Source organism: Campylobacter concisus, assembly GCF_002913715.1.
Lineage (GTDB): Bacteria > Campylobacterota > Campylobacteria > Campylobacterales > Campylobacteraceae > Campylobacter_A > Campylobacter_A concisus_AG.
On sequence record NZ_PPCE01000009.1, the window covers coordinates 727,565 to 752,467 of the forward strand.

Below are 24,903 nucleotides of genomic sequence, written 5' to 3' on the forward strand. Positions count from 1 at the left end.
CATTGTGGTAAGCCGTACTCTAGCCAACCATCACAAAATTTTCTTGATTTTTAAAGTATGGTTTTAGGCTCTCATAAGCAGATTGAATATTTTTAAATTTTTTTGCGTATTCTTCTTGTATGAGAGGATTTTTGTTGGCGTGCCTATCTGGGTGATAGATATTTACGAGTGAAAGATAGCTTTGTCTGATAGTTTCAAAGTCATCATCTTTTTTACAACCCAAAATCCCAAAATTTTCCTCAAGCAAATTTGCAAGCACAGAAAATCTGCTTACAAATTTAGATGAGCTTTTTATTTTTATACCTTGTTTAAAGGCTTTGTAGTCTTTTTCATCATAGATAAAATTTACGCTAAATTTTGGATAGCTTCTTTTGTAGAGCAGTTTGTTTAATGTGTTTATGTCGTTGTCGTTTGAGATGGTGATGTTTAAAAAATCATCATTTTTGCTAAAAGTAACATTACTTTTTACTAGACTCTCGCTGATGTAGCTAGCAAAGTCTCTGCAAAGTGCATCTTTTAGTTCAAATTTGACTTCATTTTTTACAAAATTTACGTTTAGGCTAATGACTGGAGTTAGGGTATTTTTTTGAACAAAGCCAAGCTTTATGGTTTTATAGTTTGCAAAACGAATATCGAGCTTATCATCACTTTGCTTTTCATAAAGTTTTTTTATAAATTTTAAAAAGCACTTGCGTTGCGGGATTTCGCTCTCTTCATAAAACGAAATAACCTTATTTTTATTAGATAAAATTTTTGTAAAATTTCTGCTTATCATATCTCTAAGCTCACGAAACAAAGTGTCATTATCAGTTAAAATGCTTAGAGATTCTAATGTTTGCGTAACTTTCATTGCCTACTCCACATAAAATATTACATGTTTTAGCAATAAGCATTCCAAATTTATATTTTTCTTATATCTTGGCCTTTAATGTACTCTGCAAATTCGTTTTTTAGTTTATTCTCTTTATACGAGATCGCCTCTTCTTTTGTATGAGAAACGGCTTCTTTTTGAGTTTTTTTGACCTCACCTTGTTCTTTAGTAAGTTCTTTTTTTATCTCTTTTAAACTATCGAAAAAATCATTCATTTTTACTCCTTTTATTTTTATCGGATTTTACTAAAACAGTTATAAAATTAAAATGAATACAATTTTTCTTTAAGGAAAGTTTGGCTAATATCTCGACTTAACTTTCTTGTGCGCTCGTAGCTCAGCTGGATAGAGCATTTGATTGCGGTTCAAAAGGTCAGAGATTCGAATTCTCTCGGGCGCACCATCTTTTTAATTCTTAATGACAAAACTTCATAATTTTTATAGTAAAATAAGCAAAAAAATTAAAAGAGAAAAAAATGGATTTTCAAAATATTCAAAAACAAATTTCGGTACTAAAAGAAAGTTTGACAGCACTAGAACAAAATAGTGAACACGAGATCGGCTTGGCAGTTGGAGTTGTTGAGTTTAATAAAAATGCTGATGAACTTAAAAAAAAACTTACAAATTTAAAAGGTGAAAGCGATTTTTTTAAAAGTGTCTTTAATACAGAGGATTATTATGAAAACATTAGTACTTATTTGGAGCAGATAAAGAGAAGCTTAAACTATAAAATTGAGAAAAACGGTGTGAGCTTTAAGGCAAATGAAAATTTACAAGAGAGCTATGTCGCCATTTTAAATATAATAGAAATTTTAGTAGCAGAGTATCAAATACAAAATAAAAATAAAGCGAAAAATCTCTTTTCTAGGACAACAGATACTACTCAAATAAAATCACTACTTGAAGAGCTAAATACTCTACAAGAGCGCATACATAATGTTTTGCATATTCATTCTAGGATAGTTTCAAATGTTATTTTGCAAAATTTTAAGATAATTTATACGTTCTTTTATAATTGTATTAAGGCTGCAAAGCAACGCAAAGATGAGCTTTTGCTAGTGGAGATCGCGGGTATAACTGATAAGATAATAACTATGATAAAACCAGTCTTTAGTGCAAAAATTTTAAATACAAATGAGCTTATTTATCATTACTTAATCTTTGAGCTAAAAGAACTAAAAGCTTGTGCGATAGGTGAGGAGCTAGTTTAAAATTTTATCAATTATCTCTTTTGCTCCATTTGGCAAAAGGATCTCTTTTAGAGCTTTACTGCTTTTGTTTAGATCAAAATTTTCTATCATTCTTATAACTTCGTCTTTGTCTAAAATTTCTCCATTTTGCAAGCAAATTTCAGCAATGCCTTTATCTTTTAAAAAATTTGCATTGTAGTATTGATGATTACCAGCGGCATAAGGAAATGGCACAAAGATAGATGGCAAAGCATTTGCACAAAGCTCCCAAAGCGAGCTAGCTCCAGCCCTTGATATGGCAAGGTCAGCCTTGCTCATCTTATTTTCTATCTCTTTACTAAATTCAAAAATTTCTAAATTCGTTTCATTAAAGCCAAGTTCATCATATTTTTTTTTAAGTTCATCAAAGCCGTTTTTACCACATTGATGAATTATATTTATGCCTTTTTCTTTAAGATATGGAGCTAAATTTATAGCTAGCTCGTTTATCGCTTTTGCGCCTTGCGAGCCACCCAAAAACAAAATAGTCTTTAGCTCCTCTCTCACTCTTGCACTATCGAAAAATTTCTTTGCCACTGGGTAAGGGTAGGGCAAAGCTTCATCATAAGAGCTAAAAAAGTCTTTCGCATAAGGCTTTAAAATTTTATTTAGTTTGCCCATTACAGCATTTTGTTCGTGGATAAAAAGTGGTACTTTTGAGATAATGGCTGCAATAGCCGCTGGAGCTGCTGAATAGCCACCAACGCTAATGACTGCCTTAACGTCATTTTGCTTAAAAATTTTTCTACATTTTAAAGCAAGATTTACGATATTTGTTAGTGATTTTAGCTTAGCAAAGCCTCTTTTATTTACCACGCCACTACTTGGCAAGAAAAATTTTTGTAAAAAATTCTCGTCATTTTCAAACCAAAATTTATCTTGCCCACTAGTTGAACCAATAAAAATGGGCTTAATATCTCGTCTATTTAGCTCCTCGCAAAAGCTTCTTGCGATCGCTAAATGTCCACCAGTGCCTCCACCGCAAATAACAATCATAATTTTGCCCTTTTACTAACCATCAAAACCATGCCGATACCGATACAAATCGCAAGCACGGAGCTACCACCGTAACTAAGAAATGGCACAGCAATACCCTTAATAGGCGTGATCGATGTGATACCGTAGCTATTCATTAAAAATGAAAACGATAAGATAAGCCCGACACCAAGTGTAAATAGATGATAGACCTTATTTTCGCTTCTGGCTGAAATTCTAAAAATTCTATAAAGTAGCGTTATAAATATAGCTACGATACACAAAATACCAAATACACCGACCTCTTCAGCGATACCAGCTAATACAAAGTCAGTATGGACCTCACTTAAAAAGCCGAGCTTAAAGATACCAGCGCCAAGCCCTTCGCCGAAAAATTCGCCATGCTTTATAGCGTTTAACGAGTGAGAAATTTGATATGGCTCTGGTGCATCAGCCACTCTTAATACATCTGCAACGCTATCAGGCAAGAAAGAAAGCACCATATTTTGTATTGTGCCCCACCATGACTTTATACGTAAAATTCTATGCTCAGAGCTGACTATCGCTACTGTCATAACAAAAGCAGCCCCTAAGATACCGATACTAAAAAGTCTCGCACTTGCTCCTGCGAAAAGTGCCATCGTCACAAATGTAAGCGCCAGCACGACTACTTGACCAAGGTCATTTTGCATAACAGCGATAAGAAAGATGGCAACACCAAAAAGAATAATATAAGGCATGAGTATCTTAATCTCATCTAGCAAGGTCCTTTTGCCTTCACTAAATTTTCTAGTAAAACTCCAAGCTAAGAAGTAGACAAAACCGATTTTAAAAAACTCAACTGGAGCTAGCGAAAAGCCAGGTAGCCTAATCCAACGTCTAGCACCACCAGCATCAGTCACCATTGAAGCTGGCAATGCATGCATTAGCCCCATGGCGATGCCGCAAGATATAAGAAGCCCAAACCCTATCCAAACAAGCGTTTTTTCGGGATTGAGCCTAGAGAGCCACCACATAATGAAAATTCCGATACAACCAACAATAAACTGGCGGATGAAAAAGTGAAATTCGTCATAATTAAAAAATAAAACCGTAAAAACTGGCAAAGATAGTGAAAAAATAATGCTTATAGCGATCAAAGTCGAACAAAGATAGAAAATGATCTTATCAACTGCCAAAATTTAACTCCAAGTTTTAAAAGTGCCAAAGTATAATAAAAAACGGCTTACAAAGATATTATTTGCTATAATTGCAGGCTTTAAGGAAGGGCATGAAGATAGGTATATTTGACTCAGGACTTGGCGGACTGAGCGTCTTAAATGAAGCTTTAAGTAAGCTTAGCGAGCATGATTTTTTATATTACGCAGACGTTAAAAATGTCCCGTATGGACAAAAAAGCAGGGATGAGATCTTAAAATTTAGCTTTGATGCGGTGAAATTTCTCATAGAAAATGGCGCAAACGCCGTTGTAGTAGCTTGTAACACGGCAACAAGCGTGGCGATAAAAGAGCTTAGAGCAAATTTAAATGTACCCATAATCGGCATGGAGCCAGCTGTAAAAAAAGCTCATGACTTAAGCCATAATGATGCCTTAAAGACGCTTGTCATAGCCACTCCAGTCACTGTAAATGGCGCAAAACTAAAAGAGCTGATCGCAAATTTACACGCAAAAGATAAGACTGAGCTGCTCGCTCTACCACGCCTTGTAAATTTTGCTGAAAATGGGGAATTTGACACCGAGAATGTGAAATCATATCTAAAAGAAGAGTTAGCTAAATTTGATCTAAGCAAATTTGGTTTTTTAGTGCTTGGCTGCACACACTTTAACTATTTTAAAGATAGTCTAAGAGAAATTTTGCCATCAGCTATAAGTATAATTGATGGCAACGAAGGGACAATAAACCGCCTTATAAGCGAGCTTGGACTAAAAATTTCTACTTTAAATAAAGCCCCAAAAGTTAGATTTTTCTATTCTGGTGATGAAGTATTCAGTAAATTTGAGCTAGATAAAATTTCAAGAAATTTAACTCATCTAGAAAAGATGAGGGCGATTTGCTAGGTTAAATCTAACTAAATAGCACAAATAAAAATTTTATAAAATACACTAAATTTTACATATTTTTATATGTATTTAGCCTTTTCTTTGCCTTATTATATAAACCACACTTATTACAGTAACTACAGCCAAAAGAGTGATCGTGATTATTAAAAGTGTCTGTTTGCTAGGATTTGAACCTAGAAAATAGCCAACTCCAAGCAAAACAGCACACCAAATCCCAGCTCCAAGAGTGGTAAATAGGCAAAATCTAAAAATATTCATCTTAGCAAGTCCAGCTGGTAGGCTGATGTATTGACGAATGCCAGGAATCAGACGTGAGTTAAATGTAGAAATTTCGCCGTGTTTATTGAAAAATGCTTCAAATTTATCCATTTTTTCGTGAGTGATTCCCACAAATTTGCCGTATTTTAAAACGATCTCGCGACCAAAAAAGTAGCAAAGATAATAGTTAAAAATAGCGCCAAGCAGGCTTCCAAGCGTGCCTGCAAGAAAGGCCAAAATTAAACTCATTTCACCTTTATGCGCCAAATAGCCAGCCGGTATCATTGCGACCTCGCTTGGAAATGGAAAAAACGAGCTTTCTAAAAACATCATCACAAATATGCCAGCATAACCCCAGCTACTTACGCTCGCAACTATAAAATCAATAACATCATGCAGCATTTAAATTCCTGAAAAATTTTAAAGTGAGCCATTTTAGCAAAGCATAGCTTAAGCTTTTTGACAAAAATAAAGAGAGTTTATAGCTTATAAAACAAAATGAAATTAGAAACAAAATAGGGCGAAAGCTCGCCCCGTTTTTAAAATGCAGGTATAACTTCGCCTTTATAGCGAGTAATGATAAAATTTTTAGTATCAGGGCTAAGTACCGCATCAATCAAAGCTTTGATTTTAGGGTTATTTTCGTTGCCAGCCTTTGTGACGATGATGTTAGCATAAGGACTGTTGGCGTCTTCAAGCAAAAGTGCGTCTTTTGCCACGCTCATGCCAAGATCAAGGACGAAATTTGTACTAATGGCAGCGATATCGACATCATCAAGCGTTCTTGGTATCTGAGCACCCTCAAGCTCTACAAACTGTAAATTTTTAGAATTTTTAGTTATGTCATTTATAGTTGCAACTTTTGCGTTTTTATCGATCTCGATAAGACCAGCCTTTTCTAAAATTCTAAGCGCTCTATTGCCATTTGATGGATCATAAGCGATCGCAACTTTTGCACCATCTTTTAACTCTTTTATGTTTTTTATCTTTTTAGAATAAAAGCCAAGTGGCTCAACATGGACATTTGCAACACTTACAAGATGCAAGCCTCTAGCCTTGTTTTGCTCCTCAAGATATGGTAAATGCTGAAAGAAATTTGCGTCCAAACTGCCATCTTCTGTGGCGACATTTGGGATAGAGTAGTCTGAAATTTCAGAGATAACAAGGTCGTAGCCTTTCTCTTTTAGCTTTGGCTTTACAAATTCTAAAATTTCAGCGTGTGGTACTGGCGAGACGCCGACTACGATAGTGTGGTCCTTGTCGGCTGCGTGAAGGCTTAGAGCAACTAAAGATGCGGTTAAAAGTTTGATAAATTTCATTGTTTTTCCTTTTTTATTTGGTTTAAGCGACGCTAAAAAGGTAAAAGCTTTTACGTCGCTTATTTAAAATTTTAATTAAAATGCTGGAAGAATCGCGCCGTTGTATTTGATCTCGATAAATTTCTTAACTTCTGATGAGTTTATAGCTTTATCAAGAGCTTTTATTTTAGGGCTATTTTCGTTGCCAGACTTTACTACAACGTAGTTTACATATGGGCTATTTTTGCTTTCAAGCACAAGTGCGTCTTTTACCGGATTGAGATTTGCATTTAGCGCGTAGTTTGTGTTGATAACTGCGATAGTAACGTCATCAAGTGTTCTTGGCACTTGAGCAGTCTCGATCTCTTCAAATTTAAGCTTTTTAGGGTTATCAACTATATCAAGTGGGGTTTTTAGCGGGTTGTTGTTTAGCTTGATAAGTCCAGCGCTGGCTATGATGTCAAGTGCGCGGCTCTCGTTTGTTGGGTCATTTGGGATAGAAACAACCGCGCCATCTTTTAGCTCTTTTATGTCTTTAATCTTTTTAGAATAAACGCCCATTGGCTCAAGATGAACGCCAACTGTTTTTACAAGGTGAGTGCCTTTGTTTTTGTTAAATTCTTCAAGATATGGGATGTGCTGAAAGAAGTTTGCGTCAAGGTCGCCGTCCTCTGTCGCAAGGTTTGGCGTGGTGTAGTCGTTAAATTCTTTGATCTCAAGTGTGTAGCCATCTTTTGCCAAAATAGGCTTTACAACCTCTAAAATTTCAGCATGTGGGATAGGTGTAGCACCGACGATTATTGTTTTTGACTTGTCAGCAGCATTTGCGCTAACGCTAAGGCCTAGGGCAACTAAAGAGGTAAGAAGTAGTTTTTTCATTTATTATCCTTTTTTAAAATTTGCCAAGCACCAAAAAAGGATAAATTTAAGCTAGAGGGTTAAATTTCTTTTTAAGCGCTTAAGCTAGTTCTAAGCACTTAAAAAGAAATTTTGTGCTTAGAGATTAGTCTTTCGACAACGCGTTTTTTAATAGGCGGCACATGTGGCACATATCTGATTTCATCTTTTATCCTTTCAGCTAAAAATTAATTCGGGCAATTTTAAGGAAAAAAGCTTAAAATCAGATAAAAACAAAGGCCTATTTTTTAGAAATTTTATATAAGTAGTTACCTAGAACTTGAAAAATTTGAACCATAATGATAAGAATAACCACGGTGTAGAGCATGATATCTGGGCGAAATCTCTGATATCCGTAGTTTATAGCAACAGATCCTAGTCCGCCACCGCCAACTGCACCAGCCATCGCTGAAAAGCCGATATTTACGATAAGCGTTAGCGTAAATGCCGAGATGATGCCAGGAAGCGCCTCTACAAACATCACACGAAAGATGATCTGAAATTTTGAGCTACCAAAGCTTTGAGCAGCTTCGATGATGCCTTTATCAACCTCTTTTAGAGCATTTTCAATGAGCCTTGCCACAAAGGGAGCCGCTCCGATAGTTAGCGGAACGATCGCAGCCGTGGTGCCGATGCTTGTGCCTACTATCATTTTTGTGACCGGAAAGAGCACAATGATCAAAATGATAAACGGAAAGCTTCTAAGCACGTTTATAACGATATCGAGCACAAAATAAAGCTGCTTGTTTGGCTTTAGCCCGTCTTTGTCTGAAAGAATGAGCAAAACCGCAGGTATGAGGCCTATGGCAAAGGCGAGCAGGGTAGAGACTATGCTCATATATAGCGTCTCGCCGATAGCTGGCAAAAGTATCCTAGAGAAAACATCTGGAAATTTAGAAAAATCAATACCAAACATCAAGCGACCTCCCATAAAACGCCACTTTGCTTGATATAGTTAAGTACGTTTTCTTTATCTTTTTCATCTATGTTTATGACAAGTGAGCCAAGGACGTTGTCGTTTAGCTTTTCAAGCTTGCCCCAGACTATGTTAAAGTCGATATTTAGGCTTCTTGCCATGTGCGTGATCACGCTGTTTTGAGCCACTTCTTTTGGGAAAAATAGTCTGATATTTGTGCCAGTGCTTGGCAAAATTTCAACTTCACCCAAAAACTCTTTCATCTTCTCATCTGGCTTTAAAAATAGCTCTTCGATGCTTCCAGAGCCTATGATCTTGCCGCCTTCTAGCAAGATCGCTCGTTTTGCGATCGATTTTACGACCTCCATCTCGTGAGTGACGATGACAACGCTGATATCTAGCTCTTTGTTTATCTTTTCAAGCAGCTCTAAAATTTGATTTGTCGTGTTTGGATCAAGAGCCGAAGTCGCCTCGTCACTTAGTAAAATTTTAGGATTTAAAGCAAGCGCTCTAGCGATCGCCACACGCTGTTTCTGGCCGCCGCTTAGCTCGCTTGGATAGCTCTTTGCCTTGCTTTCAAGACCGACTAAATTTAAAAGCTCTCTCACTCTTTTTTCAGTTTCATCGCTTTTATAACCCCAAAATTTAAGCGGAGTAGCGACGTTTTCAAAGACGTTTTTTCTAGCCATCAAGGCAAAATGCTGAAATATCATCCCAACATCTCGCCTTAAATGTCTCTGCTGTGTCTCATCTAAATTTTTTATCTCTTGATCAAAGACTTTTAAGCTGCCACCTTGATAGCTCTCAAGTCCGTTTATGCACCTTAAAAGCGTTGATTTGCCAGCACCGCTGTGCCCCACGATAGCAAAAATTTCGCCCTTTGCAACCTCCAAATTTACATCATAAAGTATCTGCGTACTGCCATAAAATTTGGTTAAATTTTCTATTTTTATCACTATTTTTCTCCAAGAGCTTCTAACTCTTCGCATACTTTTTTAAATTTAGCCTCAGCGTTCTCTAGCGCCTCTTTGTTTGTCTCTATGACCTCTTTTGGTGCGTTTGCTACGAAATTTTGGTTATTTAGCATACCTGAGAGTTTGGCTATCTCTTTTTCAAGCTTTGTCTTTTGAGACCTTAGCCTTGTGATGATGCCGCTCATATCAAGCCCTTCAAGTGGGACAAATGCCTCTAAATTTTCGCTCACATCTCTTATTGAATTTTCGATCTTTTCATCTACAAAGCCGATCTCTTCGCATTTTGCAAGCAGCTTGATATACTCTTTAACCTCGTCAAGATCTATTTTTTCGTTAAATTTAACAAAGGCTTTTGCGATCTTTGAGTTGCCAAGATCTATGGTAGCTTTTGCACGGCGAATAGCCACGATCGCTTCGATAACTAGCTCAAATTTCTTCTCAACATCTAAATTTCGCTCTCTTGCCTCTGGATAACTCATCACCATTATTGATTTTGCATTTTCAAGCTGTGTGCCGCTAAGCTCTTGAAATAGATACTCTGAAAGAAACGGCATGAAAGGATTTAGCAGTTTCATCGCCTCTTTAAATATACTTCCAAGCTCTTTTACGCTCGCTTTGTCAGCCTTGCTAAGCTCGATGCCCCAGTCGCAAAACTCATCCCAAAGGAATTTATAAAGCGTATTTGCTGCGTCATTGAAGCGGTAGGTGTCGATGTTTTCGCGCACCTCTCTTACGCACTCGTTAAAGCGGCTATTCATATAAATTCCAAGCTTTGTTTGAAGCTTGATATCCTCTAAATTCTCAAATTTACTCTCATTTAGCATGAGGTATTTGCTCGCATTATAAAGCTTGTTGGTGAAATTTCTTACCTGCTTCATCTTAGCGTCGCTTAGCTTGATATCGCGTCCTTGAACGGCTAGAAGCGTTAGCGTAAAGCGCAAGATATCGGCGCTATACTCATTTATGCTATCAAGTGGGTCGATGACGTTGCCAAGGCTTTTGCTCATCTTTCTGCCAAACTCATCTTTTACAAGCGCGTGCAGGTAGATGTCGTCAAATGGCAGCTTTCCAAGGGCGTTTTCACCCTGAAACATCATCCTAGCAACCCAGAAAAATAAAATATCAAAGCCAGTTATGAGAAGGTTGTTTGGATAAAACTCAGCGAGGTCTCCCTCAAACCATTTTTCATTTTTTAGCTCACTTTCATTGCCCCAGCCAAGTGTACTAAATGGCCAAAGACCAGAGCTAAACCACGTATCTAGCACGTCTGGGTCTTGGTGGATGTTTTTACTTTTGCACTTTTTGCACTCGCACGGCTCTCCCTCGTCAGCCCACATGTGACCGCAATCATCGCAGTAAAATACTGGAATTTGGTGTCCCCACCAAAGCTGGCGTGAGATGCACCAGTCTCTTAGCTCTCTCATCCACGCGTTAAAGCTGTTTATCCAGTGCGGCGGGTAAAATTTAGCAAGGCCCTCTGAGACCTTTTGTATTGCTTCGTCTGCGATCTCTTTTTTGACAAACCACTGCTTTGAGATGTATGGCTCGACGACGTTTTTGCAGCGGTAGCAGTAACCTACTTGATTTTCGTAGTCTTCTATCTTTTCGACATTGCCAAGTTTTTCAAGCTCGGCCACGACGATATCTCTAGCCTCAAGCCTCTCAAGTCCTGCAAATTTATCGCACTTGTCGTTTAAAATGCCTTTTTCATCAAATACAGTGATAAACTCAAGGTTGTGCCTTTTGCCAACTTCGTAGTCGTTTTGATCGTGCGCAGGTGTTACCTTAACAAGACCTGTTCCAAACTCCATATCGACGTGCTCGTCTGCGATGATCTCGATCTCTCTATTTATGATAGGTAGCACCACCTTTTTGCCGATTAAATTTTTATAGCGCTCGTCGTTTGGATTTACCATTACGGCCGTATCACCAAAGTAAGTTTCAGGACGAGTAGTCGCAACTACTATATAAGCGCCTTGTCTCGCATGCGCCTTTGCTGGAGACTGCTGCTCGTTCTTCACTGCAACGCACGAAGAGTGCGCTTCATTCGAACTCGCATCGCAACCAGCAAATTCATCATGTGATACTTCTGCTTGATAGTTTTCTAAATTTTGTCCATCTGCAAAGTAGTATCTCAAATGATAAAGCTTACCCTTATTTTCTTTGTGCTCGACCTCGATGTCAGAGAGTGCGCCGTCATGTGTACACCAGTTTATCATGTAGTTTTTCTGGACTATTAGCCCTTTGTCGTATAAATTTACAAAGGCTTTTTTCACAGCTTTTCTTAAGCCCTCATCCATAGTAAATCTCTGGCGTGACCAAGCCGGAGTGATGCCAAGCTTTCGCATCTGATGGACTATCATGCCGCCACTTTTTTCTTTCCACTCCCACACTTTTTCTACAAATTTCTCACGTCCAAGCTCTTCTTTTTTGATCCCTTGAGCCAAAAGCTGCTTTTCAACGACGTTTTGAGTAGCGATACCAGCGTGATCAAGGCCTGGCTGCCAAAGTGTCTTGTAGCCGTCCATCCTCTTGTAACGAGTCATGATATCTTGAAGTGTGAAGGTTAGGGCGTGTCCGATGTGAAGCGAGCCAGTCACGTTTGGAGGTGGCATCATAATGCAAAATTTACGTCCATCTTTTTGGATATCTTTGTTTGCGTCTATCTCGAAATATCCGCGTTCTTCCCAAATTTTATAAAATTTGTCTTCTGTCTCTTTTGCATTGTAAAATTCTGCCACTTTTGTATCCTCTTTCGTTTAAAAAATGCTTAATGTTATCTAAAATTTGTTTAAAAAAATCTTTGCAAAAGTGGGGAAATATGGGCTTGGGGCGGTTAAACGCCCCGAAGTTTAAATAGCTATTTGACGTTAAAGCTTCGCTGGGCTAGGTCGTAGTCGTTTTGTCTTTCGTTATACATATTTTCAGTTGTGACTGCACCAAGCGAGCATTTGCCACCAAGTCTTACGCGATAAGGTGTGTAAAGTACGGCGTCTTTTTCGTCGCTATTTAGCGTGTAAAAGCTTAGCACGCGGTCATCTTTTATGCTTTTATACTCAACTTGCAAGCTGTTTTTTAAGCTCTTGCTAAAGTTGCTTAAATTTTCATTTATCGGCTCAAAGCAGCTACTTACGATCTCGTTTATAACGCCGTTTCTAACCATTGTTTTTGAGTTTATCACTACTTTTGAGTAGATGACGTCATTTACTTTTAGGCTGTCAAGACCCAGCTCTTTGCCTTTTTCATCGACAAAAACGCGGTAGATGTCAAGCTCTTTTGGCTCGATTTTATGTTTGATCTCAAGTGGCAAGTAAGCGTAGCTTAAGATAGTTGCATAAAGCTTATTTGAGCCTAGTGGAGTGATGCTAAATTCACCATTTTTTGTAGTAAAAGAGGTGCTTAAAAGGCCGTCAAATTCTTTGCTTTCTCCGTTGTAGCTAAGCTTAAATTTATTATTTTTCTCGCCGCTATCTTTGCCAAAGTAGGCATTTAGAGCTCTTAGCGTAAATGCACGCTCTTGCGTTGAGCTAAGCTCATTTAAATTTACTATCAAGAAATTTGCAAGGTCGTCTGAGTAGTCGTTTTTCTCAAAGTATTTTGCGTGCAGATATAAGATAAATGCGTTATCTCTTACTTTTGAGCTAAAATCAGATGGATTTTCTTCGCTTGTTTTAGCATTTTTGATATCTTTTAGTGCGACCTTTGCCTCGTCATTTAGGCCGTTTAGCTTTAGAGCTGCTGCCATTAGGTATTTACTTAGTGCTGTTTTATTGTAGGCTTTGTCGTCATAAATTTTATTTAAGATTGATCTATCGGCCATACTTGCACGTGAGCTTACATAAAGAGCGTAAAGTGCCTCAAGGTCGTTATTTGCGTATTTTAAGAGCGAATTTAGAGCATTTTGTTTGACACCTTTACTTACCTCATATCCAGCCTCTTCAAGGTCAAGAAGTACGTCTGTTGCAAAGATGCTTGCAAATGCATTTGTCTCGCCTAGATCGCTCCAGTAGCCAAAGCTGCCGTCTGGTTTTTGCATCTTGACTAGCTCATCTATGCCGCTAACGATAAATCTCTTTTGATCATCTTTTTCAAGCTCATCTTTTGGTTTTAAATTTAAAAGCGCAAGCAGTCTTGAGCTTCTTTGCTCTGCGCATCCGTAAGGATACTCTATTAAATTTTTAGAAGCTGCTAAAAGCACGCTTGAGACCGAGCTTGACGCATCAACGCTCACATCGTGATAGCCTTTTGGTAGTGAAATTTTACTCTCTTTATCAAAGACGCTGCTCTTTGCGTAGGTGCTGATCGTATAAGGGCTAACGACGTCAAGTAAATTTTGAAGCGTTTTTGAGCCATTTTTATCGCTTATTGTGACATTGTATTCGCCAGCACCTGTTTCAAGGGCTGAAATTTTAAGCACAAATGCCTTGTTTTCAAATGGCTTTAGGTTAGCATTTTCTTGCGTTTTGATGTTTAAATTTTTACTTGATGCTACATTTATAGTAAGGTTTTTGTCGGCATTTGTCGTATTTATAAGCCTTAAGTTTGCGCTTAATTCATCGCCTTTTAAAAGATAGATCAAAGCGCTTGGCTTAATGATCACATCATCTTTTACTTTTATCTCGCTACTTACGGCGTTCATTGCAGTTGCGTCATTTGCCACAGCATCTACTCTAATGGCGCCGTTAAAGCCATTTGGCGTTTTAAACTCGTATGAAATTTCGCCTTTGTCGTCTGCTTGAAGGCTTACTAAATTTGCATAAGTTTTTACATTTTTGCTATCAACTGGGCTTGCATGCTTTGCCATTTTTGCAGCCAACGCCATCGCCGCAGCATCACCACCAAAGCTTAGCGTTTTGCCCTCCACCTTGTAGTTTGTAAGCATATTATAGATGTCGTAGTCAAAGACGCCATCAGGTAAAATTTTGTCAAAAAACTTAAGCGGATCGGCTAGTTTTTGTGAAGTGATATCAAGCACGCCAACATCTGTGATAAACAAATCTACATAAGCTTTTGGCTTTGTTTTTAGTGAAATTTTTATATTTTCATCACTTTTTGCTTTATTTGGTGCATCAAGGCTTAGATCAAGTATCCTTGATGACTTATCAGCCTTAGCATAGACCTTGCCGTAAGTTCTAAACGGAGTTAATCCACCATCTGTCATGCGGTAGATATTTGCACTCACGTAAAGTCCGCTAAAATCAAAATCAAGTTTAAATTTCACATTTGCTGAGTTGTTTTTTATCTTAACGACCTTGTAAGCTTTCACGCCACCATCTTCAAGTGTAACAAGGGCGATACCTTCTTTTATAGCTGAGCTTATATCAGCACTTAGTTCATCGCCTTTTTTGTAGATATTTTTATTTAGTTTGATTTGAGATTTGCTAAGCTCTTTTGTAGGCGCTAGAGTCGAGTAATTGTAGCCACTTACGTCCATATCAAGGCTTGTGCTTGCTCCACTTACTAGATTTGTAGCGATGATCACATATGAGCCACTTTGTGTAAATTTATAGCTAAACTCGCCATTGTCTTTATAAAAATTATCCACATCTTCTAGCGTTTGAAACCACTTTATATAGCCGTTTGCATCTCTTTGGTATTGCCAAGTGACACGTTTTATATCAAATTTTAAATTTGATTTTACGGCCTTTTGACTTGACATATCTACTACAACCGTTCTTATTTTTACATCTTCGTTTGGCTCAGCAAATGTCGTGCTTGCTGCGATACCGACCATATCTTTGTAAGGATAGAGCGTAAAGCTTTTTGTGTCGCTTACATTTTTGCCATCATCATTTACATTGAAATTTATCACGCCTGTTATGATAGAAGAGGCATTTTTAGTGCTAAAGCTAAGATCTATCATTTGACTTGATTTACCATCTTTTGAAAGAGTGAGATCGTTTTCAAAAGATGGATAAGCGCTTGGTTTTAGCGTATTGTTTTTAAATTTATACTCTTTAAACTCACTATTTTTATATTCATCATCAAAAAAGCTCACCTGCATGCTGCCATCAAGCTCGCTAGCAGCGCCACCAAATAGATAGTTACTAGCTAGATTTGCTCTAACAAGCTCATTTGCGAAGAATTTATCTCTCTCAAGCGCTATCTCATTTTTTATCCTATTTGGCATAAAACTCTCAACAAAAAATGGCACATTTGAGATCACTTTGCTCGCGTAAATTACTTGCATATTAAATCTACCGCTAAGATCACTTAGTATCTCTTTTTCAAAATTTACCATGCCAACGTCATTTGTATTTTTTGAAATTTCAGCGCTACTTTTGCCTTGTGGATCGAAAAATTTTATCTTTACAGGCATATTTTTTAAAGGATTAAAATCTCTATCTCTTAGATAGATTGTGCCCTTTAAACTCTCATTTGGTCTTATGATATTTGAGGCAAAATGAACGTACGCATCGATACTCTCACTGGCATTTTGGCTCATAAATTTTGCTTCATTTAGCGCTTCGTCTTCTTTTAAAATAAGAAAATTTTGCTCTTTTCCAAGAGAGACAACCACTGAGGAGATATCTTTGTAAATATCTTTTTTATTGAATTTAAAAACACCTATATCATTTGTCGCACCAACTGCGATCTCTTCGTTTTTCTTGCCATAAATTTTTACATTTGCATTTGGAAGCATTGTATTTTCGCCAAGACGATTTGCAAATACGAAAATTTCATCCTTACCAAGCTTTGCATTTACGGCGATATCACTTAGATAGACTACTTTTGAGACGCTCTTATCTTTGCCGTAGTTTAAATTTATCTTATAAACGCCGTCTCCAGCTCCGGCAAAGTCAAGTTTGATTTTATTTAGTGAAATTTCATTTAATGCACCATCAAGCTTATAACTTTTGCTTGCCACTTTTGTGCTGAAGTTGCTTAACTCTTCGTTATTGTCATTAAAATTTAAGAAATATCTAAAATTTTGATCGCTTAGCTTTTCAATGCTTACATTTAGCTCAGGCAAATTTGCACTTCTAATACCGATCTCACCGACGCTTGAGATATATGGTTTATTATTTATAAAATTTGCAAACGGAGTAAAATTGCCAGCTACTACTTCATAGCTATTTTCTTCTCTTACTACATTTCTATCATCGCCAAAGCCTGGCTTAATGGTGATTTCATAACTATTTTGTGGCTTAAAATCGTCACTTGTAATATCAATGTAGTAATAATACTCGCTAAGTTCTGAGTTTTCTTCATAGTTGTCACTATATTTAACGTCACTAATGCTAAAGTTTTTTACACCTTTAATGTTTATAAATTTTTTTAAGTTAATATCGTCATCAAGCCAATTTTTTAGATAAATTCTAAAGCCCAAGATACCATTATCAAGGCTCACTGGATAAATTTCTGGTATCTCAAGACTCTTTGTATTATCATTTATATTTACGCTTTCTTCGCTTATTTCATCGGCAAAATTTACTATCGTTTCACCTGAAAGCGTTGCTCCAAATTTGCTCTCAAATTTTTCACCAAAATCAAAAACTGGATTGCTTAAATTTTTATCAAGATTAAGCTCAAAGCTATTATTAGAAAGCTCAATTGCTTTAAATTTCGCATCTTTTACGGCAATATTTTTGATAGCTTCAATATTCACTTCATCATTAAATTTAAGTATATATTTGCTATCGCTTATTTTTTCTATCTTTGTTAGCTCAAATTCTTTTGTGACAAAACTAGCAGTGCTTCCATTTTCAAGCTTGCAGCTATAATCCAAACCAGCATGCATATCTTTTGTAAAAAGCAGCAAGCTTTGACTATTAAATCTAACCGTACCATTTAATGCTGGTTGGCACAAAAGTAGCTTTTTATCGCTTAGCATACCAATAAAATTTTTATCTACTTTATCTTCTAGTCCAAACTCTACGCTTAGGGGTGATTTTATCTGTGCTGTACCATTTAGGCTCAAAGCATATAAATTTGTCATTCCCAAAAGTGCTAGAAGTGCTACTTTTTGCCACATTTTATCTCCTTATTTTTATAGTTATTTCACTTTGATTTGAGTTTTGATCAAGGCATTTTATGCTGTGCTCGCCAAGAGTTAGATCAAACTTTTTTTCGCTTGCATTTTCTATCTTAGAAAAGTTCAAATCATCTATTTTTAGGTAAATTTCATCGCCTAAAAACGCGTAGCATTTTACCATAACTTGTGTAATATTTTCATCTGTCACTATCTCTTCATTGTCATACGGATAGGCAAAAACTGGCTTTTTATCTTTAAAAATTTCAGCACAAGGACTTTTTTGTATCTCATCTTTATCCAAAAGCTCATTTTTAACCAAAAAATCAAGCTCTTCGCCTCTTAAACTTTCGCATTTATCTTTTAAATCTACACCCTTTATCCTATCATCAAGCGCCATTTTTTTGCACTTTTCATAGTTAAAGGCATCAAGGCAGGTTGACAGCTTTTCTATGCCATCTGGCTCACTCATAAATCTTAACTTCTCTTTTTGAGCGATTATCTTAAACGTATCAAAAAGACTCTTTGATACGTCATTTAGTCCTGTTAATTTATCAGTTTTACTGGCATTAAAATTTCCAATCCAAATAGCAATTGTATAATTTTCATCAACGCCTATGGCGTAAAGATCACGTGAGTTTGCGCTTGTGCCAGTTTTAAAGGCTATTTTTGGCGTATTTTGGGCGTACTGCCAAGCATTTTTTAGATACGACCTTGAGGCTTCGCTTAGCATTTTAGCGGTTAAATAGGCACTTTGAGGTGAAATGAGAGTTACATTTTTCTCTTCATTTTTGTAGTTTTTGCCAGCAAACTCAAGTGGTCTATAAATGCCGTCATTTGCATAAATAGTATAAAGATGAGCAAGATCAAGCAGGCTCATTTCAGCACTTCCAAGCGTTATAGAAGCTCCATAATACTCCTTATTTTCATCTACCAAATTTACCTTTTCAAGTAGTTCGTAAAGCGAATTGTCTTTTAGTTTTAAGTTTAAATTTATAACTGGGATATTTAGGCTGAAATTTAGAGCATCTTTTGCGCTTACGATACCTAAAAAATCATTACTAAAATTCTTTGGAGCATACTCTTTTATATAAATTTGCGTGTCTATTAACTGCGAATTTGGCGTTATAAGCCCGCTATCAAGCGCAAGTGAGTAGATAAAAGGCTTTAGCGTGCTACCGGTGTTTCGCTTCATATTTAGGGCTGAGTTTTTGCCATCACGCGCATGCTCATCGTGCGAGCCTATGAAGGCTACGACACTCATTTTTTTATTATCAATGACCACAGCTGCTGCGTTATTTGCATTTTTAGCCTTTAGCGAAAACATCGCATCTTTTAAAATTTTAAGCATATCTTTTTGTAAATTTAGATCCAAACTCGCCTTTGAAATTTGGTTTTTAAAAGCGACATTTGCGTAGTCGCTAGCATTTACGACGGCTCTTATCCTTACATTTTTAAATGGCTCAGCCTGCGCTCTTTTAAAGGCGCTAAGATCGATTAAATTTGCTTTGTAAAGCATCTTTATGACCCTGTTTTTTAGGGCATTTATGTTTGAGACGCGGTCAAGTCTATTTTTATTTGGATTTTTAGGGATCGTGCTTAAAAGTGCGGCCTGAGCGTAGCTAAGCTCGTTTAGCTCCTTGCCAAAGTAAAAGAAGCTTGCCGCCTTTGCACCCTCGATATTGCCACCATACGGGGCTAAATTTAGGTATAAATTTAAAATTTCATCCTTGCTAAAGTGAAGCTCTAACTGAAATGCTCTAAAAATTTCTCTTATCTTATTTTTATAGCTTCTATCACTTGGCTCAAGCATCCTAGCTACTTGCATCGTGATAGTGCTAGCCCCTATGCGGTTATCGCTTTTTAGGTTGTGGAAAAATGCTCTAAAAATGGAGGCAAAATTTACACCAAAATGGTAGTAAAAGTATCTATCTTCAAAGAGAACGACGCATTGTTTTAGCGAGTTTGGGAAGCTTTGCTCGTGAAATCTCCAAATTCCGTCGCTACTAAGCTTCATATTTATGATCTCACCATTTTTATCAAGCAAAATTTTGGCTTCATCTTTTTTAAGCGCGTCTAAATTTAATGGATAAATTTGATCAAGTATCAAAAAAATAGCGACCATTAAAGCCAAAAATAGGGCAAGGAATTTTAAAAATTTAAACTTTTTCATCCGCGTGATTATAGCTGTTAAAGTTTAAGTAGCTATAATTAGACCTTTTTAAAAAAGAGGAAACAATGCCCTTATCTAGGTTAAACAAAGAACAATACACCGCCGCAACTGCGCCATTTGGACACAATCTCATCATCGCTTCAGCTGGCACTGGCAAGACTAGCACGATTGTCGCTCGCATCGCACATCTTTTAAATTTAGGCGTAAAACCAGAGAAAATTTTGCTTCTAACATTTACCAACAAAGCAGCCAGCGAAATGATAGAGCGCTTAAATAGGTATTTTGACAAACAAATCACCTCCAAAATCACCGCAGGCACCTTTCACTCGGTCTCATTTTCGCTTTTAAAAAGCCTTGATAAAGGCGTCACGCTAAAGCAGCCAAGCGAGCTAAAGACGCTTTTAAAAAGTCTTGTTGAGAGGCGTAAATTTTACCATTTAAGCGACGTCAAACCTTACGGCGGAGCCTATCTATACGATCTTTACTCGCTCTTTCAAAACAGCGAACAAGGCACAACTTTTGGCAAATGGATAAGTGAGAAGAGCGAAGAGCAGGGCGTTTATGCTGAAATTTATGAAGATGTCTTAGAGGAGTTTGAGGCTGAGAAGGCTAAATTTTCTTACGCTGATTTTAACGACCTTCTTATAAAGATGCGCGACGAGCTAAAAAATGGGGCAAATTTAGCTTATGATGAAATTTTGATCGACGAGTATCAAGATACAAACACCCTTCAAGGCAGCCTAATAGACGCATTTAAGACAAAGAGCCTCTTTTGCGTGGGTGATTTTGACCAGAGCATTTATGCATTTAACGGCGCAAATATCGAGATCATAGGCTCATTTAAAGATCGCTTCCCAAACGCAAATATCTACGCTTTAAATGTAAATTACCGCTCAAGCTCAAGCATACTTGCCCTTGCAAACAAGGTCATAAACAACAACCCAAGGCTTTATGAAAAGCACCTCACAGTTAGTCGCGAGGGAAATTTCAAGCCTCCAAGGCTGCTTGTCTATAACGAGCTTTTTGATCAGTATCAAAATATCGCTGATATCATCTCGCTCTCGCCATTTAATAGAGAAAATATCGCCATAATTTTTAGAAATAACTCATCAGCGGATGGCATCGAGGTCGCGCTAAAAGAGCGAGGCATCGGCTCAAAGCGAAAGGGTGGGGTGAGCTTCTTTGAGAGCCGCGAGATCAAAGCGCTCATCGACATCATGGGAATTTATGTCAATCCAAAAGATATAATGGCATTTATCCACATCTGCGAATACGCAAAGGGCGTTGGCAGCGCAGTTAGCAAAGAAATTTTTGACGCACTTCTTAAGCTTGGGCATGGAAATTTGATAAAAGGGATAGTTGAGCCAGATGAGAGCGTAAATATCTCATCAAATAAAAGGCGAAACTACCAGCTAGGCCTTTTTGACGATCTTGATGAATTTGCCGAGGTTTCAAGGTTTTCTAAGCTTGGCTTTAGCGATAAATTTCTAGGCCACCCTGTGCTAAAACTACAAAAGCTAAGCGAGAGTGGGGCGCAGTTTTTATATGAAATTTACAACTTTTTAAGAGGCATGAGAAATATCTCAAAGCCAGCCACGATGATAAATGAGATAAAAACTAGTAAAATTTACTCGTTAATCGTCGAAAATATTAGCACAAAAAGGGCAACTCTAAAAAATGGCAACGTCGATCTGGCGCTCAAAGAAGAGGTCAAAGAGCGCATAATGGCAAAGAGCGTGGTGCTAAGCGAGCTAGCTAAAAAGTATCAAGATATCAGTAAATTTTATAACTTCTTAGCCCTTGGAAGCAACGAGATGAGCGAAGGGCAGGGCGTTAGCCTGCTTAGCGTGCATGCGAGCAAGGGGCTTGAATTTGACCAAGTTTTCATCGTCGATCTCGCGCAAAATCGCTTTCCAAATTTAAAGCTAATGAGCATGGGCGGTAGCCTAGAAGAGGAGAGGCGGCTCTTTTACGTAGCTGTAACTCGTGCAAAAGACGAGCTCTATCTTAGCTACGCGAAATACGACAAGATAAAGAAGGTGACCTACCAACCGAGTAGGTTTTTGATAGAGGCTGGCATGGCGAAAGAGGAAGTTTAAAGAGAATTTTAATCTTATTAAGTAAAATTGACTAATTTTTTACAAAGAGAAGCGATGAAAAAATCTAAAATTTTAATAATCCTACTTATTTTAGGCGTCGGTGGATACTTCGCCTATGATAAATTTTTTAAAGTAAAAGAAGAAGAGGTGGAGTTTATCACCAAAAAGGCAAAGAAGGGCTCTTTTAGCAAAAAGGTCGATGCGACTGGAGAAATTTTCGCCACCGAGCTAATCGATGTGGGTGCACAGGTGAGCGGTCAGATAAAAAAGCTATATGTTAAGCTTGGAGATCAGGTAAAAAAGGGCGATATGATCGCAAGTATCGATAGCTCGACCCAGCAAAATAGCATAGACAATAAAGAAGCACAGCTTGCCATCTACAAAGCCCAGCTAGAAAGTGCAAAAGTGGCTCTAAATATCGCCAAAACGCAGTTTAATAGAGAAAATGCGCTCTTTTCTAAAAATGCCACCTCAAAGCAAGAATTTGAAACCGCAAAAAACACATATAGTGCAAATAGCGCCAAGATAAAAGAGCTTGAAGCGCAGATCAAGCAGACAAATATCGAGCTAAGCACCGCAAAGATAAATTTAGGCTATACAAAGATCACCGCTCCAAGAGATGGCACCATCGTAAGCGTGCAGGTTGAGGAGGGCCAGACTGTAAATGCCAACCAAACTACGCCAACTATCGTAAATATCGCTGATCTTAGCCATGTAAAGATGAAGATGCAAATAGCAGAAGGCGACATCACCAAGATCAAAGTCGGCACGCCAGTTGAGTACTCGATCCTCTCTGAACCAACTAAGAAATTTCAAACAACTGTTAGCTCGATAGATCCAGGGCTTACCACACTAAGTGATGGCAGCTACGGCTCAAGTAGCAGCAGTAAGTCTTCATACTCAAGTAGCTCAAGCAGCAGTTCGGCGGTTTATTACTACGCGCAAAGCATCGTTGATAACAAAGATGGAATTTTAAGAATAGGCATGACCACACAAAACGAGCTTTTAATAGCAAACGTCGAGGACGCCATCATCGTGCCAAGCATCGGCATCAAAAAAGATGAAAACGGCACTTTTGTCTATGTGCTAAAAGATGGCAAGCCAGTAAAAACAGCGGTCAAAACCGGTATAAAAGACAACCTCGATACGCAGATCATCAGCGGCATAAACGATGGCGATGAGATCATCACATCTCAAGGCTCATCAAGCGAGATCGCTAAAATGATCGAAAAAGAAAATAAGAAGTTTTAAGTGATAAGCCTAAAAAATATCACAAAAAGCTTTAAGCTAGGCGATAATGATATAGAGATACTGCATGGCATAAATTTAGAGATAAAAAAGGGCGAGTTTATAGCTATCATCGGTCAGTCTGGCTCTGGCAAATCAACCCTGATGAACATCCTTGGCTGCTTAGACAGCCCAAGTGGTGGGCAGTACCTGCTTGATGGCAAAGACATATCAAAATTTGATAGCGACGCACTTGCTAAACTTAGAAGGGATAAATTTGGCTTTATCTTTCAAAGATATAACCTGCTTAGCACGATGAATGCCCTTGAAAACGTAGCGCTACCAAGCATCTACGCAGGTGCCGACAAGAGCGAGCGAGAGAAAAGAGCTAATGAGCTTCTTGGCTCGCTTGGACTTAGCGAAAAAGCGAAAAATTTACCAAATAAACTCTCAGGCGGACAACAGCAAAGGGTCTCCATAGCAAGGGCGCTTATGAATGGCGGCGAGATCATCTTGGCAGACGAGCCAACAGGCGCGCTTGATAGCAAAAGTGGGCTAAGGGTGATGGAAATTTTAGTGGATCTTTACAAAAAAGGCCACACTATCATCATCGTCACGCACGACCCAAAGATCGCAGAGTACGCGAGTCGTGTGATCGAGATAAAAGATGGCAACATCGTAAGTGATAATGTAAAAAACAGTGAAATTTTTGAGGCCAAAAAGCAAACTCAGCCAGAAAAGAGCAAATTTACCTACTATAAAGATCAGCTAATTGAAAGCTTTAAAATGTCGGTAAATGCGATGCTAGCTCATAAATTAAGATCGCTTTTAACGATGCTTGGCATTATAATTGGCATCACGGCGGTCATTAGCGTCGTAGCTCTTGGCAAAGGCTCACAGGAGCAAATTTTAGCTGGCATCAGAAAGATCGGTACAAATACGATCGATATCATGCCAGGAAAAGGCTTTGGCGATATGCTCTCAGGCAGGGTAAAAACGCTCTCTATAAGTGATGCAAATATGCTCTCAAAGCAGTCGTTTCTTGACTCAGTCACTCCAAACACAAGCACCTCAGGCGTGCTAACTTATGAAAATATCTCGCTAAGTGCGAGCTTAAAAGGCGGTGGAGTAGGGAGCTTTGATGTAAATGGGCTAAAGCTAGAAGAGGGCAGAATTTACGATGATGACGAGGTTTTAAACTCCGCTTCAGTCGCACTAATCGATCAAAACACCAAAAATAGCATCTTTAAAAATGATGATCCTATCGGCAAGATCATACTTTTTAACAAAAAGCCACTTCGCATTATCGGCGTTTTGCAAAAGGATGATTTTAAGATGGGCGATTCAAGCACGCTTAAAATTTACGCCCCATACACGACTGTGCTAAACAAGGTCACTGGAGATAAATTTATAAGTTCGATAACCGCCAAAGTAAATGAGGGCGTCAATGCGCAAATCGCCGAAAAAACACTAACTGAGCTTTTAGAGATCAAGCACGGCAAAAAGGATTTTTTTACAAGAAACTCAGACAGCATCAAGCAAACGATCGAAGAGACCATCTCAACCATGCGCCTTCTCATCTCAAGCATAGCAGTCGTCTCGCTCGTAGTTGGGGGCATAGGCGTCATGAACATCATGCTAGTTTCAGTCACCGAGCGCACCAAAGAGATAGGCATAAAAATGGCGATCGGAGCTAGACAGAGCAACATCTTGCAGCAGTTTTTGATAGAGGCGGTGCTACTTTGCCTTATCGGCGGAGCCATCGGCATCGTCCTATCCTACGCGATCGGCTATATCTTTAACAACTTCTTAAACGGCTTTAGCATGATCTTTTCAAACGGCTCGATCGTGCTTGCACTTGTCACGTCGATGGCTATTGGCATCATCTTTGGCTACATGCCAGCTAAAAACGCCTCAAAACTAAATCCAATAGATGCGCTTTCAAGGGAGTAA

At 38.1% G+C, this 24,903-nt stretch carries 17 protein-coding genes and 1 tRNA gene; 6 read left to right on the forward strand and 12 right to left on the reverse strand.

Annotated elements, in window-relative coordinates:
* Positions 1–19 precede the first annotated feature (19 nt).
* Together CYO92_RS07705 and CYO92_RS07710 are read right to left on the reverse strand one after the other, a co-directional pair.
* Positions 20–850 (reverse strand): adenylosuccinate lyase, encoded by an 831-nt coding sequence (locus CYO92_RS07705; protein WP_072594230.1) that lies wholly within the window; start codon positions 848–850, stop codon positions 20–22.
* Positions 851–900: 50 nt separating this feature from the next.
* Positions 901–1,086, reverse strand: coding sequence for a hypothetical protein (locus CYO92_RS07710; protein ID WP_103588242.1), 186 nt, complete (start codon positions 1,084–1,086; stop codon positions 901–903).
* 110 nt (positions 1,087–1,196) lie between these two features.
* Here CYO92_RS07710 and CYO92_RS07715 point away from each other — a divergent pair.
* Together CYO92_RS07715 and CYO92_RS07720 are read left to right on the forward strand one after the other, a co-directional pair.
* Positions 1,197–1,273 (forward strand) — tRNA-Arg (locus CYO92_RS07715).
* Between the two features lie 73 nt (positions 1,274–1,346).
* A complete protein-coding gene (locus tag CYO92_RS07720; protein WP_103588243.1) occupies positions 1,347–2,081 on the forward strand; it encodes an imidazole glycerol phosphate synthase in 735 nt (244 codons plus the stop codon).
* Here CYO92_RS07720 and murG read toward each other — a convergent pair.
* A complete protein-coding gene (murG, locus tag CYO92_RS07725; protein WP_103588244.1) occupies positions 2,073–3,095 on the reverse strand; it encodes an undecaprenyldiphospho-muramoylpentapeptide beta-N-acetylglucosaminyltransferase in 1,023 nt (340 codons plus the stop codon). The genes CYO92_RS07720 and murG overlap by 9 nt on opposite strands.
* Positions 3,092–4,252, reverse strand: a complete 1,161-nt coding sequence (locus CYO92_RS07730) for an FtsW/RodA/SpoVE family cell cycle protein (RefSeq protein WP_084041320.1) — start codon at positions 4,250–4,252, stop codon at positions 3,092–3,094. The genes murG and CYO92_RS07730 overlap by 4 nt, the downstream gene beginning before the upstream one ends.
* A gap of 92 nt (positions 4,253–4,344) precedes the next feature.
* Here CYO92_RS07730 and murI point away from each other — a divergent pair, with 92 nt between their 5' ends.
* A complete protein-coding gene (gene murI / locus CYO92_RS07735) occupies positions 4,345–5,133 on the forward strand; it encodes a glutamate racemase (protein WP_103588245.1) in 789 nt (262 codons plus the stop codon).
* A 72-nt stretch (positions 5,134–5,205) separates the two neighbouring features.
* Here the strand turns inward: murI and CYO92_RS07740 are convergent, their stop codons facing one another.
* The 8 genes from CYO92_RS07740 to pbpC form a co-directional block, all read right to left on the reverse strand.
* Complete coding sequence (locus CYO92_RS07740) at positions 5,206–5,796, reverse strand: DedA family protein (protein WP_180997822.1); 591 nt, start codon at positions 5,794–5,796, stop codon at positions 5,206–5,208.
* 137 nt (positions 5,797–5,933) lie between these two features.
* Positions 5,934–6,713 (reverse strand): MetQ/NlpA family ABC transporter substrate-binding protein, encoded by a 780-nt coding sequence (locus CYO92_RS07745; RefSeq protein WP_103588246.1) that lies wholly within the window; start codon positions 6,711–6,713, stop codon positions 5,934–5,936.
* 75 nt (positions 6,714–6,788) lie between these two features.
* On the reverse strand, positions 6,789–7,571 hold the full coding sequence (locus tag CYO92_RS07750; RefSeq protein WP_103588247.1) for a MetQ/NlpA family ABC transporter substrate-binding protein: 783 nt from the start codon (positions 7,569–7,571) through the stop codon (positions 6,789–6,791).
* A gap of 259 nt (positions 7,572–7,830) precedes the next feature.
* Positions 7,831–8,505 (reverse strand): methionine ABC transporter permease, encoded by a 675-nt coding sequence (locus CYO92_RS07755; protein ID WP_021086223.1) that lies wholly within the window; start codon positions 8,503–8,505, stop codon positions 7,831–7,833.
* Entirely contained in the window at positions 8,505–9,461 is a 957-nt protein-coding gene (locus CYO92_RS07760; protein WP_103588248.1) for a methionine ABC transporter ATP-binding protein, read from the reverse strand. The genes CYO92_RS07755 and CYO92_RS07760 overlap by 1 nt, the downstream gene beginning before the upstream one ends.
* Positions 9,461–12,220, reverse strand: a complete 2,760-nt coding sequence (locus CYO92_RS07765; RefSeq protein WP_103579268.1) for a valine--tRNA ligase — start codon at positions 12,218–12,220, stop codon at positions 9,461–9,463. The genes CYO92_RS07760 and CYO92_RS07765 overlap by 1 nt, the downstream gene beginning before the upstream one ends.
* Positions 12,221–12,339: 119 nt before the next feature.
* The gene (locus CYO92_RS07770) at positions 12,340–17,454 is read right to left on the reverse strand and encodes an alpha-2-macroglobulin family protein (protein ID WP_103588249.1); all 5,115 of its coding nucleotides are present in this window, start codon (positions 17,452–17,454) and stop codon (positions 12,340–12,342) included.
* Position 17,455: 1 nt separating this feature from the next.
* On the reverse strand, positions 17,456–19,624 hold the full coding sequence (pbpC, locus tag CYO92_RS07775) for a penicillin-binding protein 1C (protein ID WP_103588250.1): 2,169 nt from the start codon (positions 19,622–19,624) through the stop codon (positions 17,456–17,458).
* A gap of 65 nt (positions 19,625–19,689) precedes the next feature.
* Between pbpC and CYO92_RS07780 the strand changes: the two genes are divergently transcribed.
* From CYO92_RS07780 to CYO92_RS07790, 3 genes are read left to right on the forward strand one after another with little or no spacing between them, the layout of a single operon-like run.
* Positions 19,690–21,723: an ATP-dependent helicase gene (locus CYO92_RS07780; protein WP_103588251.1), complete on the forward strand. Its 2,034-nt coding sequence runs from the start codon at positions 19,690–19,692 to the stop codon at positions 21,721–21,723.
* 54 nt (positions 21,724–21,777) lie between these two features.
* Positions 21,778–22,974, forward strand: coding sequence for an efflux RND transporter periplasmic adaptor subunit (locus tag CYO92_RS07785; protein ID WP_103588252.1), 1,197 nt, complete (start codon positions 21,778–21,780; stop codon positions 22,972–22,974).
* On the forward strand, positions 22,975–24,903 hold the full coding sequence (locus CYO92_RS07790) for a MacB family efflux pump subunit (RefSeq protein WP_103588253.1): 1,929 nt from the start codon (positions 22,975–22,977) through the stop codon (positions 24,901–24,903).